This window comes from Cryobacterium sp. W22_MBD10_FK3 (assembly GCF_052113745.1).
Lineage (GTDB): Bacteria > Actinomycetota > Actinomycetes > Actinomycetales > Microbacteriaceae > Cryobacterium.
Window position 1 is genome coordinate 104,892 of record NZ_JBGQOH010000004.1, and the last position, 14,347, is coordinate 119,238.

Consider the following 14,347-nt stretch of genomic DNA (forward strand, 5'->3'; position numbering starts at 1 on the left):
GCCCAGACGCCTGTCACTGAAAGGAATTAAACGCGGCGGCGCTTCGGGGGACGGCAACCGTTGTGGGCCTGGGGCGTCACGTCGTTGATCGAACCAACTTCGAGGCCGGCAGCCTGCAGCGAACGGATAGCCGTTTCGCGGCCTGAACCCGGTCCCTTGACGAAGACGTCAACCTTCTTCATGCCGTGCTCCTGGGCCTGGCGAGCTGCAGACTCTGCAGCCAGCTGAGCGGCGAACGGGGTCGACTTGCGCGAACCCTTGAAGCCGACTCCACCTGAGGACGCCCAGCTGATGACCGCACCGGTGGTGTCGGTGATCGAGACGATGGTGTTGTTGAACGTGGACTTGATGTGGGCCTGGCCCACAGCAATGTTCTTCTTTTCTTTCTTACGCGGCTTCCGTACGGCCGACTTTGGTGCTGCCATGATTTCTCCTGAATCCTAGAGGCGTGACGGGCTAGGCGAGGCCTAGCGCGCCTTCTTCTTGCCGGCTACGGTGCGCTTCGGGCCCTTGCGGGTGCGAGCGTTGGTCTTGGTGCGCTGGCCGCGAACGGGCAGGCCCTTGCGGTGACGAATACCTTCGTAGCTACCGATCTCGACCTTGCGGCGGATGTCAGCGGCGATCTCACGGCGAAGGTCACCCTCGATCTTGAAGGTTCCTTCGATGTAGTCGCGGAGCTGGACGAGCTGGTCGTCGGTCAGGTCCTTGACGCGAATGTTTCCATCGATCTCGACGTCGGCGAGGGTCTTGAGTGCCCTCGTACGGCCAACACCGAAAATGTAAGTAAGTGCAACTTCCACGCGCTTATCGCGCGGAATGTCTACGCCGGCTAGACGTGCCATTGTGGCTTCTCCTGTGGGATGAGTGGAGGTCTGTAGCAGCACCTGTGCATCGGCCTCCAACCGATGGTGTCACCCGTGAGGGTTCCCGGCACTGCTATGTATTGAGTTGTGTCGTGCTGGTCTCGAGACGACCATCGCTGGTCGGACTTGGTGAGACTTAGCCCTGACGCTGCTTGTGACGCGGGTTCTCGCAGATGACCATCACGTTGCCGTTACGGCGGATGACCTTGCACTTGTCACAGATCTTCTTGACGCTGGGCTTGACCTTCATGGGTGTGTCCTTGTTATCGCTGTCTTCGTACCCACGGGATGCCGCGGGCCGTTACTTACAGCAACGGTTACTTGTAGCGGTATACGATCCGACCGCGGGTCAGGTCGTAAGGGCTCAGTTCCACGATCACGCGGTCCTCGGGGAGGATGCGGATGTAGTGCTGACGCATCTTGCCCGAAATGTGGGCAAGAACTTTGTGGCCGTTGGTCAACTCAACGCGAAACATCGCATTGGGAAGAGCTTCGACTACTGCGCCCTCGATCTCGATGACACCGTCTTTTTTGGCCATAACTCACTATCGCTAAAGTATTGGTTGCTGGTCTTGCGTGGATTGTGGCAGCCAGACACGCCCATAAAGGCGGTGCTAGACACCAAGGATTTATCCTATGCTATGTGATTGCCTTTTGGCAATTCATCCCTATAATCCCTCGGCCCGGTTCGGGCCGAGGGACAACGGGTTCAGGATGCGGTGACGGCGCCCCGCACGACCTCGAGCACATCGGCGTAGAGCGGATGCGTGGGCTCGAGCCCGCAGACCTCGGCGACGATGGTCTCGGCGGAGTCGCTGGCGAGCATCCGCTTCAACTCGACGCTCTGCTCGTCGTCGGCCACGTCGAAGCGCAAGGCGGCGGCGATGGCTTCGAGCAGGGCCACCGGTCGGGTGCCCCGCTCGGCGATCTCGGCGGCCGGGCCGATGAACCGTTCGTGCCGGCTGAGCTTGCGGAGCGGCTGACGGCCGACCCGCTCGACGGTGTCGGGCAGCGACGGGTTAGCGAACCGGCCGAGAATCTTCTCCCGGTAGGCGCGCTGGGTTTCCTCGTCGAGGCCGTGCTTGGCCACCAGCAGGGCGCTGGTCTCTTCGAGCACGCGGCGGGCACCGTCGGCGACCGACGGCACCAGAAGGGCGTCGGAGAGCTTGGAGACGCCGGCCTGGGTGCCGAGGTAGGCCACGGTGGCGTGCCCGGTGTTCACAGTGAAGAGCTTCCGCTCGATGTAGGGCGCGAGGTCCTCCACGAACGTGGCGCCGGGGATCACCGGCGGGGTGCCCCCGAACGCTGGGCTCTCGATGACCCACTCATAGAAGGCCTCCACGGTGACGTCGATGCCGGCATCCGCGGATTGTCCGGGAACGATGCGGTCCACGGCCGTGTTGGCGAAAGCCACCTTGGTCGCCAGTGCTGCCCGGTCGGCCTCGGGCACGTTCGCCCAGACCTGCTCGGCGAGCACATCGGTGGCGTTGATCGCGTTTTCGCAGGCCATCACGGCCAGCGGGGCCAGCCCGGCCTCGCGGCGGGCCAGGCCCGCCGCGATGACCGGGGCCACGAACCGCAGCACGGTCGGACCGACGGCGGTGGTGACCGCGTCGGCCGTGGCGATCTCGTTGATGAGATCGGCCTCGTGGCTGCTGCTGTTGATAGCGCGGAAGTTGTCGACCACCTTGTCGGTGGGCGTCTGTCCCGCCTCGTGCACTGTGTACGAGGGCGCCTGCTGCAGCGCCTCGATGAGAGGAGCATTCACATCGGCGAAGACAACCTCATAACCGGCCTCGTGAAGCAGGAGACCTACGAAGCCGCGGCCGATGTTGCCCGCGCCGAAGTGAATGGCTTTCATTCTGCGTTTACCTCCTCGAGCAGGGCGAAGATCTCGTCCTGCGAACCTGCGTCGATCAGTTTCTGTACTTCGTCCTCATCGGAGAAGACGATGGCGATCTTGGAGAGGATCTCCAGGTGTTCGTTGTTCAGGCCGGCGATGCCGACCGCGAACTTGACGGGCTGGCCGTCCCAGTCGATCGGCTCGGCGTACCGCACGAGCGAGAGGGCCGATCGCACGATCGACTCCTTCGCATCGTTGGTGCCGTGCGGGATCGCCAGGAAGTTGCCCATGTAGGTCGAGACCGAGTTCTCGCGCTCGAACATCGAGTCGACGTACTCCTGCTTCACCGCTCCGGCGGCGACCAACAGGGCACCGGCCTCACGGATGGCTTCGTCCCGCGTGGTGGCCGCACCCGCGGCCACCACGTTCTTCGGTTCCAGAATGCTCTGGGTCATTACTTGGTCGCTTCCTCGCTTGTGCCGTGCAGGGACTGCACGACCTCGTCGTACTTCGGGCTGTTCATGAAGTTCTCCACCGACACGTGCACCGACTTGGGGCTCTTGCCCCGGGCCCGGTCCGTCAGGTCCTGGTGGGTGATCACGAGGTCGGCGGTGCCGTCGAGGTTCGCGATGGCCTGGTTGGTCACCGTGACCCCTTCGATGCCGGCCTTCTTGATCTTGTTGCGCAGCACCGAGGCGCCCATGGCGCTGGAGCCCATGCCGGCGTCGCAGGCGAAGACGATGTTCTTCACTGCGGTACCGGTCGTGGCCGAGGCGCCGAGGTTGCCCAGAATGGAGCTGGACTTGCCCTTGTTGGCTTCGGTCTTGGCGATGGCGGCGGCCAGTTCGTTGTCGTTCTCAGCGGCGAGGTCCTTCTTGCGGCTGGCGCGGAGGATGACACCACCGATCGCGAACGAGACACCGGCGGAGGCGAGGACCGAGAGGATCACGCCGACGAAGTCGGTGGCGGGGGTCTGGGCCAGCACCGCGATGATGCTGCCGGGCGAGGCGGGGGCGCGGAGGCCGGTCTGGAAGGCGACATTCACGGCAACACCGGTCATGCCACCACCGATGGCGGCGAGCACCATCATCGGCTTCATCAGCACGTACGGGAAGTAGATCTCGTGGATGCCACCGAGGAACTGGATGATGATCGCGCCGGGTGCACTCGCGCGGGCCAGGCCGACGCCGAAGAACGAGAACGCGAGCAGGATGCCGAGGCCGGGGCCGGGGTTCGCTTCGAGGAGGAAGAGGACGGACTTGCCGGACTCCTGGACCTGCTGCACACCGATGGGGGTGAGCACGCCGTGGTTGATGGCGTTGTTGAGGAAGAGGATCTTGCCCGGTTCGATGAAGATCGACGCGATCGGCAGCAGGCCGTTGGTGATCAGCCAGTCCACGATGGTCTCGAGGAAGGCGCTCAGGCCGGTGACCAGCGGGGCGATTCCGAAGAACGCGCCGAGGGCCAGGGCGAAGCCGAGGATACCGGCGGAGAAGTTGTCCACCAGCATCTCGAAGCCGGGGCGGATCTTGCCGGCCCAGATCTTGTCGACCTTCATCAGGATCCACGCGGACAGCGGGCCGACGATCATGGCGCCGATGAACATCGGGATCGAGCTGCCCACGATGACACCCATGGTGGCGATCGAGGCGATCACTCCACCGCGGGTGCCGTAGACCATCCGGCCGCCGGTGTTGGCGATCAGCAGCGGGAGTAGGTACAAGATCATCGGGTCGACGAGCGTGACCAGGGTCTCGTTCGGGGTCCAGCCGGTGGGGATGAAGAAGGCGGTGATGATGCCCCACGCGATGAACGCCGCGATGTTGGGCATGATCATGCCGCTCAGGAAGGTGCCGAAGGCCTGAACGTGGACCCTTGCACCCTTCTTCTCGGTGACAGACGTCGTTGTCATTTCTGTATACCTCTCTCGGGGTTGGCCAGCAGGCTAGGGGCCTCGCTGGTGGGGGCGGTGCTGGTGTAGCTGTGTGCGATTGCGGTTGCCGCGGCGCGAGCGGATGCTGCGCCATCGGCGGACAGAGCGGCCGCGGCGAGGTGCCGGGCCTGCTCAAGAGTGAAGTCGGCCAGGGAGGCCCGAACGTCGGCGAGGGCCGAAGCCGACATCGACAGGGTGGTGGCACCGAGGCCCACAAGAACCACGGCCAGCAGCGGGTCGGCCGCGGCCTCGCCGCAGACGCCCACGGGCTTGCCCAGGCTCGCGCCGGCAGCGCCGACCTCGCCGACCAGGCGGAGCACCGCGGGGTGCCACGGGTCCTGGAAGGCGGCGACGCTGCCGAGCATCCGGTCGGCCGCCAGGGTGTACTGGGTGAGGTCGTTGGTGCCGATCGATGCGAAGTCGGCGTGCGCCAGGATGCGGTCGGCCAGCAGGGCCGCGGACGGCACCTCCACCATGACGCCGGCCATCTTCAGGCCCAGCTCGTGGGCGAGCGTGGTGAAGTACCGGGTTTCCTCCACTGTGGACACCATCGGTGCCATCACCCAGAGGTCAGCGTCGGTGGCCGCGTCGGCCTCGGCGAGGGCGGTGAGCTGCTCCCGCAGGATGTCCTCGCTGGCGCGCAGGGCGCGGAGGCCCCGGAGGCCCAGGGCGGGGTTCTCCTCGGCGGCGTCGTTGAGGAACGCCAGCGGCTTGTCGGCGCCGGCGTCGAGCGCGCGCACCACGACCTTCTGGCCGGGGAATTGGCGCAGCATCCGCTCGTACTGCTCACGCTGCTGCGTCACGGTGGGCGCGGAGGTGGAGTCGAGAAAGAGGAACTCGGTGCGGAACAGGCCCACCCCTTCGGCGCCGAGGGCGACGGCCTTGGCGGCGCCATCCGCTGAGCCGAGGTTGGCCAGGAGCGGAACCGGGGTGCCGTCGGCCAGGCGGCCGGGGCCGATCGGGGCCAGGGCGCGGGCCTCGCGGGCCAGGATGCGGGCGCGGGCCTCGGCGAGCTGACGGTCGGTGGGGGCCACGAGCACGATGCCGTTGGCGGCGTCGATGATGACCTCGTCGCCGTCGGTGAGCTGCGCGGCGGCGTGGGTGCCGACGATCGCGGTGATCGACTTCTCCCTGGCCAGGATGGCGGTGTGCGAGGTGGGTCCGCCGTCGATGGTGATCAGGCCGAGCACCTTCCCCAGGTCGAGCAGGGCCGTGTCGGCGGGGGCCAGGTCGTGGGCGACGAGCACAAACGGTTCTTCGGGGTCCGGCACACCCGGCGCGGGCAGGCCGCCGAGGTTGGCGATCACGCGCTGGGCGACGTCGTCGAGGTCGGCGGCGCGCTCACCGAGGTAGCCGCCGAGGGCCAGCATCTGGTCGCGGAAGGTGGCGAAGGCCTCGAACACGGCGCGTTCGGCGGTCTGGTGCTTGTGCAGCCGGGCGGTGATTTCCTCCACGAGGGTGGGGTCTTCAGCCATCATGGCCTGGGCCTCGAGCACCTCCTGGGCGGTGCCGCCGGCGCGTTCGCCCCGGGCCTCGAGGTCTTCGGCCACCGTGTGCATGGAGGCGGTGGCCCGGGCCAGTTCGGCGGCGGGGTCGAGGGTGCTGCGAGTGTCTGCGGGCTCCGGCAGCGGTTCGGGCATGCGCAGGACCCGGCCGATGGCGACGCTCTGGCCGATCCCGATGCCCTGCAGCTCAATCATGTGCGTGTCCGCCTAGGCGTCGTGATCGGTGAGGAGAAGCTCGGCGAGGGCGTCCAGCACGGTCTCGGCGTTGTCGCCGTCGGTGGCTAGGGTGACGCTGTCACCGTGGTTGATGCCCAGCGCGATGACACCGAGGATGCTGGCGGCGTTGACCGGCTTGCCGTCGCCCTTCTGCAGGGTGACCGGGGAGCCGGTGGCGGCTGCGGCCTTCGTGAACAATTTCGCGGGCCGCGCGTGCAGCCCGTGCGTCGATCCGATCAGTACGGTGCGTTCGACCATGGTTCGCGCCTTCCTTCCAACGTGCGGGATTGTCACCGGGGCCTCAGTCGAGGTCCCGGCTTCGTGCGGGCGGCCGGCGGCTGCCGGCACAACAATCAGGGGTGGAGTGGTGTGGATGACCGAAAAAGGGTCAGACCCACGAACGTTCGTGTTCGGCATCCACGGCCAGGTCGAGTGCCAGGTCGCCGTCACGCGCCGAGAACACCGATTTGGGCAGGAGTGCCACGCCCACGCCGCGCTCCTTCGCCTGAGCGCTGAGGCGCTCGAAGCGGGGTTCGAGGTGGGGACCGACCAGGAGGACGTCGATGGTGTCGAGCGAGGACGGCAGATCCGATTCGCTGCCGGCGACGACCGTGAGGGTGAGTCCACGTTCCTTGCCGGATACCCGCAGCCGGTGAGCCACGAAGGCGCTGGACGCCCCGGCACCACAAACGATGAGAATCTTCATTGATTCTTTCCTTTCATCGATCTTTTGAATGCAACACCTACTGTCCTCTTCCGTCGTGTGCTGCGCCACCAGAGCCTTTTCCGCAGGGTGCGGAAACACACCGGAGTCTTACCGTGCCGGGGCCGCACTCTGCTTGACTACTCTTGAGACAATGGAGTTGCGCACGATGAGTGATAAACAGACGCGGTTGCTGGACCTCCTGTCCCAGACATCCAGCTGGATCACGGCAGGCGAACTTGCTGACCGCTTGGGGGTGACCCCGCGCAGTGTGCGCAGTTATGTCACCGCGGTGAAGGCCGCCGCGCATCCGCTCACCGTGATCGAATCGGGCACGGCCGGCTACAGGCTCAACCGCGAGGAATTCGCCAGCTTCAGCGCCCGGAACCGGTCCAAGGTGCGTGAAGCGGATGCCGACACCCCGCAGCAGCGGCTGTCCAGCCTGGTGCGGCGCCTCACCGAATCGCCCGACGGGCTCGACGTCTACGAGCTGGCCGCCGAGTATTTCGTCAGCGACTCCACCGTGGAAGCCGACCTGGCCCGGGTGCGGGTGATGCTGCCCGACAGTGGCCTGACCCTGGTGCGGCACGGCAGCGTCGTCACGCTCACCGGCTCGGAGACCGACCGGCGCCGGCTGCTCAGCCGGATGTTCCGCGAGGAGAGCGCCCGCGGCATGATCGACCTGGAGACGATCCAGCGCGAGTTCACCTCCGGCCAGGCCGGCGCCGACAGCCTGGGCGCATTCAAGACCGACCTCATCGAGCTGCTCGACAGCCAGGGTTACTTCGTCAACGAGTACGGCATCAACAATGTGCTGCTGCACGTGGCCATCGCGATCGACAGGGTCACCAAGCACCTCTCCCCCGCTCCGGCCGTGGCCGAGCCGCCGTCGGAACTGGCCACGTCACTGTCGGGCCTGATCATGAAGCACTTCGACGTGTGCCTGGGCAGCGGCGACCTCGCCTACCTGGCGTTCCTGCTCACCACCCGGGTGATCACCCCCGGGCACGACCAGCCCCCCGAAACCCTGATCGAGAGCTACGTGCGGCCGGAGGAGCTGGCGACGATGCGCGCCATCGTGGACCGGGCCAGCCAGGTCTACCTCGTCGACCTCGACGATGACGACTTCATCGTGCGGTTGACCCTGCACGTGCGCAACCTGATCAACCGTGCGCACGACAAGTCCTACTCCCGCAATCCGCTCACCCGGTCGATCAAGACCTCGTACCCGCTGATATACGAGCTGGCCGTCTACATTGCCAGCGAGTTGCAACGCGCCGAGCAGATCGTGATCAACGACGACGAGATCGCCTACATCGCCATGCACGTCGGCGCGCACCTTGAGCAGCAGGTGCGCCGGGTGGAGCTGGTCACCTGCGCGATCGTCTGCCCCAACTACTACGACATGCACGTGCTGCTGCGGGAGCGCATCGAACGGGTGCTCGGCGACGACCTCGAGGTCGTCGCGGTGATCACCCGCTCCGATGTGGCCTGGCACGAGCTCGACGCCGATCTGGTGCTCACCACCATCGACCCCCAGCTGCATGCCGACGGGGTCATCGTCATTCAGCCGTTCCTCACCCAGAACGACGTGGACCGCATCCGCCAGCACGCCAGCCGGGTGCGCCGGATGCGCCGCCGCGCACGTCTGAAAGACGACCTGCTGCAGTTCTTCGACGAGTCGTTGTTCTCCCGCAACTTCTACGCCCGCGACGAGACGGCGATGATCACAGCGTTGGGCGAGCGGATGATGGCCCGCGGGCTGATCGACCAGACCTACGTCGACGGCGCCATCGAACGCGAGCTGATGTCGTCCACGGCCTTCACCGACAACCTGGCCGTGCCGCACGCCATGTCGATGAGCGCCAAGCAGACCTCCATCGCCATCGTGATCAACGACTCCCCGATGGACTGGGGCGACAACCGGGTGAACGTCGTCGCCCTGATCGCGTTCAGCGCCGCCGGCCGCAGCACCTTCCAGGCGGTTTTCGACCAGTTCGTCGAGGTCTTCTCCGACCGCGCCGAGGTGCAACGCCTGATCAAGCGCTCGGTCGACTTCGCCTCGTTCATCGACGAGCTCGTGCACGTCATGGACGCCTAGCTCCCCAGCTCCCCCGCCCTGCGCTGCCCACCGCCGCCCCGCACCTCCCTGCCCTCATCGGCCACGGGTCACCAGACGCCCAACTGGTCCCGCTGCGGACAAATGGTCCCGCCACACCGGGTGCAAATGTCCGCACGGGGAACAGTTACGGGCGAACGGGCGCCACCGAGCGAGTAATTGGACCCAGGCGAACGAGCAACTGGGCGCCACCGAGCGAGCGGATGCGCGAGGATGCGCGCGGTCGCCGGATCGCATCCGCGCCGGTCAACGGGCCAACTGGTCCCGCTGCGGACGAATGGTCCCGGCACACCGGGTGCAAATGTCCGCACGGGGAACAGTTCCGGTCGGACGGGCCGCGACGCGCGGCCGGGCGCGGCTTAGGCCGGTGGCACGGGGGTGATGCCGAACTGGGCGAGGCCCGCGGCGCCGCCGTCTTCGGCGGTGAGCACCCAGATGCCGTCCTTGTGCACTGCGACGCTGTGTTCCCAGTGCGCGGCGGCCTTGCCGTCGCTGGTGGCGACGGTCCAGTCGTCGTCGCGGGTGTAAGTCTCGATGTCGCCGAGCACCACCATCGGCTCGATCGCCACGACCAGGCCGGGCTTCACGTCCGGGCCCTTCTGGCGCACCCGGTAGTTGAACACCGGTGGCGCCTCGTGCATCGACTTGCCGATGCCGTGGCCCACGTAGTCGGTGAGGATGCCGTAGGTGCCCTGCGACTCGATGTAGTCCTCGATCGCATCGCCCACCTCGTTGAGGTGCCTGGCCACATTCAGCCGGGCGATGCCGTGCCAGAGCGACTGCTCGGTCACCCGGGAGAGCTCCTCGCGTTCGGCGACGAGCTCGGGCCGCGACGGGTCGGGCAGCACGAAGGTGAACGCCGCGTCACCGTTCCAGCCATCGAGGATGGCGCCGCTGTCGATGGAGACGATGTCACCGGCGCCCAGCACACGCCCGTTCGGGATGCCGTGCACCACGTCGTCGTTCACCGAGGCGCACACGGTGTGGAAGTAGCCCTGTTCGAGCTTGAAGTTGGGCTTGCCGCCGTGGGCCACAATCGCGGCCTCAGCGGCCGCATCCAGCTCGAGGGTGGTGGCGCCCACCCGCATCGCGTTGCGGGCCGCCACGAGCGACGCAGCGGTCGCCAGGCCGGGGGCCAGCATCAGGCGCATCTGCGCCGGGGTCTTGTAGATGGAGCGGCGAAGGGCCACGGTCATACCTGCAAACTAAGTGATCATGAAACACGTGTGGGCGCCGGCAGGTGCCGGCGCCCAGGGTGAAGCGATTAGACGGATGCCGCCACGCTGTCGGTGGGACCCACCGCGTGCAGGCCACGTTCGGCCAGGGCCGCCACAATGCGGTCGGTGACCTGGTCGACGGCGCCGAGGCCGTCGATGGTGACCACGACGTCGCGCTTGTCGTACAGGTCGATCAGGGGCGCCGTCTGCTCTTCGTAGACGTCGAGCCGGTGCCGGATGACCTCGGCGGTGTCGTCGGCGCGGCCCTGCTCCGCAGCGCGCTTGAGCAGCCGGGCCACGACCTCGTCGGTGTCGGCGACGATCTGCACGACGGCGTCGAGCGAGGTGCCGGCGGCGTCGAGCAGGCGGTCGAGTTCGAGCACCTGGTCGGTCGTGCGCGGGTAGCCGTCGAGCAGGAAGCCGTTGACGGCATCCGGCTCCTTGAGCCGGTCGGCGACGATGGCGTTGGTCAGCGAGTCCGGCACGTACTGGCCGGCCTCGATGAACGCCTTGACCTGCAGGCCCAACTCGGTTTCGGTCTTCACGTTGTGGCGGAAGATGTCACCGGTGGAGATGGCGGGAATGCCGAAGGCTTCGGCCAGGCGCACGGCCTGGGTGCCCTTGCCGGCCCCGGGGGGACCGATCACGAGGAGGCGGGTCATCGCAGAAGCCCTTCGTAGTGACGCTGCTGCAGCTGGGAGTCGATCTGCTTGACCGTCTCCAGGCCGACACCCACGATGATCAGGATGCTGGCGCCACCGAACGGGAAGTTCTGGTCGGCACCGATCAGCGAGAACGCGATCAGCGGGATCAGTGCGATCAGACCGAGGTACAGGGCGCCGGGCAGCGTCACCCGGGTCAGCACGTAGTCGAGGTACTCGGCGGTGGGCCGGCCGGCACGGATGCCGGGGATGAATCCGCCGTACTTCTTCATGTTGTCTGCGACCTCTTCGGGGTTGAAGGTGATCGCGACGTAGAAGTAGGTGAAGCCCACGATGAGCAGGAAGTAGAACGCCATATAGAGCGGGTGGCTGCCCTGCGTGAGGTTGTTGGTGACCCAGGTGACCCAGGCCTGCGGCGTCTCGCCGGCGGCGGGCTGGTTGAACTGGGCGATCAGCGCCGGCAGGTACAGCAGCGACGACGCGAAGATGACGGGCACAACGCCGGCCATGTTCACCTTGATCGGAATGTAGGTGTTGTTGCCGCCATAGGTGCGACGGCCCACCATGCGCTTGGCGTATTGCACCGGGATGCGACGCTGCGACTGTTCCACGAACACCACACCGGCGACCACGATCAGGCCGATCACCAGGACGATGAGGAACACGTCGATGCCGCGCTGCTGGGCGATGGAGATGAGGGAGTTGGGGAACTGCGCTGCGATCGACGTGAAGATCAGCAGCGACATGCCGTTGCCGATGCCGCGCTCGGTGATCATCTCACCCATCCACATGATGACGCCGGTACCGGCGGTCATGGTGATGACCATCAGCATGATGGCGTACCAGGCGTCGTTGGTGAGCAGCTGCGAGCACTCGGACGAGGCCGAGGTGCCGAACAAGGCGCCGCTGCGGGCCACCGTGATCAGCGTGGTCGACTGCAGGATGCCCAGGGCGATGGTGAGGTAACGGGTGTACTGCGTGAGCTTGGACTGGCCCGCCGCACCCTCTTTGTAGAGGGTCTCGAAGTGGGGGATCACAACGCGCAGCAGCTGCACGATGATGGAGGCCGTGATGTACGGCATGATCCCCAGCGCGAAGACTGAGAGCTGCAGCAGGGCGCCACCGCTGAACAGGTTCACGAGCTCGTAGAGGCCGCTCGTTCCCTGGTTCGCTGCAAGACAGGCTTGCACGTTGCCGAAGTCCACGAATGGGGCGGGGATGAACGAGCCCAGACGGAACAGGGCGACGATGCCCAGGGTGAACCCGATCTTCTTACGAAGGTCCGGCGTGCGGAATATCCGCGCAATGGCGCTAAACAAAAAAGGCCTCCAGTTAGTAACAAAGAACGAGCTTGCCAAGACAGCACCAGCGCATTAGTCGCTGAGCAGGCTCGACAAGCTCGATCTCGTCTACGGTCTTACTACTTGATCGAGCCACCTGCTGCGACGATCTTCTGCTCAGCTGAGCGGGAGACCTTATCGACTGCAACAGTCAGCTTAACCGCAATGTCACCATTGCCGAGAACCTTGACCTTCTCGTTGTCGCGAACGGCACCCTTGGCGACCAGCGAAGCGATGGTTACATCGCCTCCGGTCGGGTACAGCTCGGCGAGGCGCTCCAGGTTTACAACCTGGTACTCGACGCGGAACGGGTTCTTGAACCCGCGCAGCTTCGGGGTGCGCATGTGCAGAGGCATCTGCCCACCCTCGAAGCCGATACGCACTGTGTAGCGCGCCTTGGTGCCCTTGGTTCCACGACCCGCGGTCTTACCCTTGGATCCTTCACCACGGCCAACGCGCTGCTTGTCCTTCTTCGATCCGGGCGCGGGACGAAGGTGGTGAACCTTCAGAACCTGCGGACGGGCCTCAGTGGGGACGGTCGGCGCGGCGGCCTTCTTGGCGGCAACAGTCTTGGCCGGAGCCTTGGCTGCAGCAGCCTTCGTGGTCGTCGCCTTGGGAGCGGCGGCCTTCTTAGCGGCGGGCTTGGTTGCTGCCTTGGCGGTAGCTTCCTTCTCGTCAGCCATTAGTCAATCTCCTCGACCTTCACAAGGTGAGCAACGGTGTTGACGTAGCCACGGTTCTGCGAGTTGTCCTCGCGGATCGTGACGGCGCCAATGCGACGCAGGCCCAGGCTGCGAAGCGTGTCGCGCTGGTTCTGCTTCTCACTAATTTTGGACTTGATCTGCGTAATCTTCAGCTGAGCCATTAGGCACCTGCCTTCGCGCTTGCGGCGGCTGCAGCTGCAGCCGCGTCGGCACGCAGAAAACGGGCCGGAGCCACGTCTTCGTAGGAGAGGCCACGGCGAGCCGCGACTGCACGAGGCTCTTCGAGCTGGTGCAGGGCCTCCACCGTGGCGTGCACGATGTTGATGGTGTTCGACGAACCGAGCGACTTGCTCAGAACGTCGTGGATGCCGGCGCATTCGAGTACGGCGCGCACCGGGCCACCGGCGATAACGCCGGTACCTGCTGCGGCCGGACGGAGAAGAACGACTCCGGCAGCGGCTTCACCCTGAACGGGGTGCGGGATGGTCAGGCCGACGCGGGGAACGCGGAAGAAGTTCTTCTTCGCTTCCTCGACGCCCTTGCTGATTGCGGTCGGGACCTCGCGGGCCTTACCGTAACCAACGCCTACCAGGCCGTTACCGTCTCCGACGACGACCAGAGCGGTGAAGCTGAAGCGACGACCACCCTTGACCACCTTGGAAACACGGTTGATCGTGACGACGCGCTCGAGGAACTGGCTCTTCTCGGCGTCACGGCTTCCGCGCTCACGGTTCGGGCTGCGCTCACGGCCACCACGACGAGCCTCACGAGGCTCGTTCTGCGGCGGCGTAGTCGAAGCTGCGGTTTCCACCGGAACCTCGGTGACGACGTCTGCTTCCTTCGCTGCTGCGGTGCTACTGGATTCAGTGCTCACAGGTCCAACCCTCCCTTTCGGGCTCCTTCGGCGATGGCTGCGACGCGTCCTGCGTACTTGCTGCCACCACGGTCAAATACGACGGCTTCAATACCGGCGGCTTTGGCGCGCTCGGCGACGAGCTCGCCGACCTTGTGCGCCTTGGCGGTCTTGTCACCATCGAAGGTGCGCAGACCGGTTTCGAGAGTCGACGCCGACGCGAGGGTGAAACCCTTGCTGTCGTCAACGACCTGCACGAATACGTGGCGAGCCGAGCGGGTGACGACGAGACGCGGACGAAGCGCGGTCCCCTCGATCTTCTTGCGAAGACGTGCGTGCCTGCGTCCGCGGGCAGCCGACTTGCTTTTTCCTCTAGTTCCGAGACCCAT

The 14,347-nt window shown here is 65.8% G+C and carries 18 protein-coding genes; 1 reads left to right on the plus strand and 17 read right to left on the minus strand.

Annotated features, from left to right (window positions below; genetic code table 11):
* Window positions 1-26: 26 nt before the first annotated feature.
* The 10 genes from rpsK to ACEN2M_RS06415 form a co-directional block, all read right to left on the minus strand.
* Window positions 27-425, minus strand: a complete 399-nt coding sequence (gene rpsK / locus ACEN2M_RS06370; RefSeq protein WP_055821293.1) for a 30S ribosomal protein S11 — start codon at window positions 423-425, stop codon at window positions 27-29.
* 42 nt (window positions 426-467) lie between these two features.
* Complete coding sequence (rpsM, locus tag ACEN2M_RS06375) at window positions 468-842, minus strand: 30S ribosomal protein S13 (protein WP_134640273.1); 375 nt, start codon at window positions 840-842, stop codon at window positions 468-470.
* A gap of 157 nt (window positions 843-999) precedes the next feature.
* Window positions 1,000-1,113, minus strand: a complete 114-nt coding sequence (gene rpmJ / locus ACEN2M_RS06380; RefSeq protein ID WP_035834639.1) for a 50S ribosomal protein L36 — start codon at window positions 1,111-1,113, stop codon at window positions 1,000-1,002.
* 67 nt (window positions 1,114-1,180) lie between these two features.
* Window positions 1,181-1,402, minus strand: coding sequence for a translation initiation factor IF-1 (gene infA, locus ACEN2M_RS06385; RefSeq protein WP_022883252.1), 222 nt, complete (start codon window positions 1,400-1,402; stop codon window positions 1,181-1,183).
* A gap of 170 nt (window positions 1,403-1,572) precedes the next feature.
* Window positions 1,573-2,724, minus strand: a complete 1,152-nt coding sequence (locus ACEN2M_RS06390) for a mannitol-1-phosphate 5-dehydrogenase (RefSeq protein ID WP_441647289.1) — start codon at window positions 2,722-2,724, stop codon at window positions 1,573-1,575.
* The gene (locus tag ACEN2M_RS06395) at window positions 2,721-3,161 is read right to left on the minus strand and encodes a PTS sugar transporter subunit IIA (protein WP_441647290.1); all 441 of its coding nucleotides are present in this window, start codon (window positions 3,159-3,161) and stop codon (window positions 2,721-2,723) included. Before ACEN2M_RS06395 ends, ACEN2M_RS06390 begins: the two co-directional genes overlap by 4 nt.
* Entirely contained in the window at window positions 3,161-4,618 is a 1,458-nt protein-coding gene (locus tag ACEN2M_RS06400; protein WP_441647291.1) for a PTS mannitol transporter subunit IICB, read from the minus strand. The genes ACEN2M_RS06395 and ACEN2M_RS06400 overlap by 1 nt, the downstream gene beginning before the upstream one ends.
* Window positions 4,615-6,339 carry a phosphoenolpyruvate--protein phosphotransferase gene (ptsP, locus tag ACEN2M_RS06405; RefSeq protein ID WP_441647292.1) on the minus strand — a complete coding sequence of 575 codons (1,725 nt, stop codon included), beginning with the start codon at window positions 6,337-6,339 and terminating at the stop codon, window positions 4,615-4,617. The genes ACEN2M_RS06400 and ptsP overlap by 4 nt, the downstream gene beginning before the upstream one ends.
* A gap of 12 nt (window positions 6,340-6,351) precedes the next feature.
* Window positions 6,352-6,618: an HPr family phosphocarrier protein gene (locus ACEN2M_RS06410; protein WP_441647293.1), complete on the minus strand. Its 267-nt coding sequence runs from the start codon at window positions 6,616-6,618 to the stop codon at window positions 6,352-6,354.
* Window positions 6,619-6,748: 130 nt separating this feature from the next.
* Window positions 6,749-7,066 carry a PTS sugar transporter subunit IIB gene (locus ACEN2M_RS06415; protein ID WP_441647294.1) on the minus strand — a complete coding sequence of 106 codons (318 nt, stop codon included), beginning with the start codon at window positions 7,064-7,066 and terminating at the stop codon, window positions 6,749-6,751.
* A 166-nt stretch (window positions 7,067-7,232) separates the two neighbouring features.
* Here ACEN2M_RS06415 and ACEN2M_RS06420 point away from each other — a divergent pair, with 166 nt between their 5' ends.
* On the plus strand, window positions 7,233-9,164 hold the full coding sequence (locus tag ACEN2M_RS06420) for a BglG family transcription antiterminator (RefSeq protein ID WP_441647295.1): 1,932 nt from the start codon (window positions 7,233-7,235) through the stop codon (window positions 9,162-9,164).
* A gap of 377 nt (window positions 9,165-9,541) precedes the next feature.
* Here the strand turns inward: ACEN2M_RS06420 and map are convergent, their stop codons facing one another.
* From map to rplR, 7 genes are all read right to left on the minus strand, one after another.
* Window positions 9,542-10,378 carry a type I methionyl aminopeptidase gene (map, locus tag ACEN2M_RS06425; RefSeq protein WP_441647296.1) on the minus strand — a complete coding sequence of 279 codons (837 nt, stop codon included), beginning with the start codon at window positions 10,376-10,378 and terminating at the stop codon, window positions 9,542-9,544.
* 68 nt (window positions 10,379-10,446) lie between these two features.
* Window positions 10,447-11,061: an adenylate kinase gene (locus ACEN2M_RS06430; protein WP_441647297.1), complete on the minus strand. Its 615-nt coding sequence runs from the start codon at window positions 11,059-11,061 to the stop codon at window positions 10,447-10,449.
* Window positions 11,058-12,380: a preprotein translocase subunit SecY gene (gene secY, locus ACEN2M_RS06435; protein ID WP_130176628.1), complete on the minus strand. Its 1,323-nt coding sequence runs from the start codon at window positions 12,378-12,380 to the stop codon at window positions 11,058-11,060. The genes ACEN2M_RS06430 and secY overlap by 4 nt, the downstream gene beginning before the upstream one ends.
* A 101-nt stretch (window positions 12,381-12,481) precedes the next feature.
* Window positions 12,482-13,084, minus strand: a complete 603-nt coding sequence (gene rplO / locus ACEN2M_RS06440; protein ID WP_441647298.1) for a 50S ribosomal protein L15 — start codon at window positions 13,082-13,084, stop codon at window positions 12,482-12,484.
* On the minus strand, window positions 13,084-13,266 hold the full coding sequence (gene rpmD, locus ACEN2M_RS06445) for a 50S ribosomal protein L30 (protein WP_066597599.1): 183 nt from the start codon (window positions 13,264-13,266) through the stop codon (window positions 13,084-13,086). Before rpmD ends, rplO begins: the two co-directional genes overlap by 1 nt.
* On the minus strand, window positions 13,266-13,979 hold the full coding sequence (gene rpsE / locus ACEN2M_RS06450) for a 30S ribosomal protein S5 (protein ID WP_084021204.1): 714 nt from the start codon (window positions 13,977-13,979) through the stop codon (window positions 13,266-13,268). Before rpsE ends, rpmD begins: the two co-directional genes overlap by 1 nt.
* Window positions 13,976-14,347, minus strand: coding sequence for a 50S ribosomal protein L18 (rplR, locus tag ACEN2M_RS06455; protein ID WP_088457171.1), 372 nt, complete (start codon window positions 14,345-14,347; stop codon window positions 13,976-13,978). Before rplR ends, rpsE begins: the two co-directional genes overlap by 4 nt.

What these genes read in the sequence shown, in the direction of transcription:
- rpsK (WP_055821293.1), bottom strand. Translation starts at nt 425, where the DNA reads ATGGCAGCACCAAAGTCGGCCGTACGGAAGCCGCGTAAGAAAGAAAAG.
- rpsM (WP_134640273.1), bottom strand. Translation starts at nt 842, where the DNA reads ATGGCACGTCTAGCCGGCGTAGACATTCCGCGCGATAAGCGCGTGGAA.
- rpmJ (WP_035834639.1), bottom strand. Translation starts at nt 1,113, where the DNA reads ATGAAGGTCAAGCCCAGCGTCAAGAAGATCTGTGACAAGTGCAAGGTC.
- infA (WP_022883252.1), bottom strand. Translation starts at nt 1,402, where the DNA reads ATGGCCAAAAAAGACGGTGTCATCGAGATCGAGGGCGCAGTAGTCGAA.
- ACEN2M_RS06390 (WP_441647289.1), bottom strand. Translation starts at nt 2,724, where the DNA reads ATGAAAGCCATTCACTTCGGCGCGGGCAACATCGGCCGCGGCTTCGTA.
- ACEN2M_RS06395 (WP_441647290.1), bottom strand. Translation starts at nt 3,161, where the DNA reads ATGACCCAGAGCATTCTGGAACCGAAGAACGTGGTGGCCGCGGGTGCG.
- ACEN2M_RS06400 (WP_441647291.1), bottom strand. Translation starts at nt 4,618, where the DNA reads ATGACAACGACGTCTGTCACCGAGAAGAAGGGTGCAAGGGTCCACGTT.
- ptsP (WP_441647292.1), bottom strand. Translation starts at nt 6,339, where the DNA reads ATGATTGAGCTGCAGGGCATCGGGATCGGCCAGAGCGTCGCCATCGGC.
- ACEN2M_RS06410 (WP_441647293.1), bottom strand. Translation starts at nt 6,618, where the DNA reads ATGGTCGAACGCACCGTACTGATCGGATCGACGCACGGGCTGCACGCG.
- ACEN2M_RS06415 (WP_441647294.1), bottom strand. Translation starts at nt 7,066, where the DNA reads ATGAAGATTCTCATCGTTTGTGGTGCCGGGGCGTCCAGCGCCTTCGTG.
- ACEN2M_RS06420 (WP_441647295.1), top strand. Translation starts at nt 7,233, where the DNA reads ATGAGTGATAAACAGACGCGGTTGCTGGACCTCCTGTCCCAGACATCC.
- map (WP_441647296.1), bottom strand. Translation starts at nt 10,378, where the DNA reads ATGACCGTGGCCCTTCGCCGCTCCATCTACAAGACCCCGGCGCAGATG.
- ACEN2M_RS06430 (WP_441647297.1), bottom strand. Translation starts at nt 11,061, where the DNA reads ATGACCCGCCTCCTCGTGATCGGTCCCCCCGGGGCCGGCAAGGGCACC.
- rplO (WP_441647298.1), bottom strand. Translation starts at nt 13,084, where the DNA reads ATGGCTGACGAGAAGGAAGCTACCGCCAAGGCAGCAACCAAGCCCGCC.
- rpmD (WP_066597599.1), bottom strand. Translation starts at nt 13,266, where the DNA reads ATGGCTCAGCTGAAGATTACGCAGATCAAGTCCAAAATTAGTGAGAAG.
- rplR (WP_088457171.1), bottom strand. Translation starts at nt 14,347, where the DNA reads ATGGGTCTCGGAACTAGAGGAAAAAGCAAGTCGGCTGCCCGCGGACGC.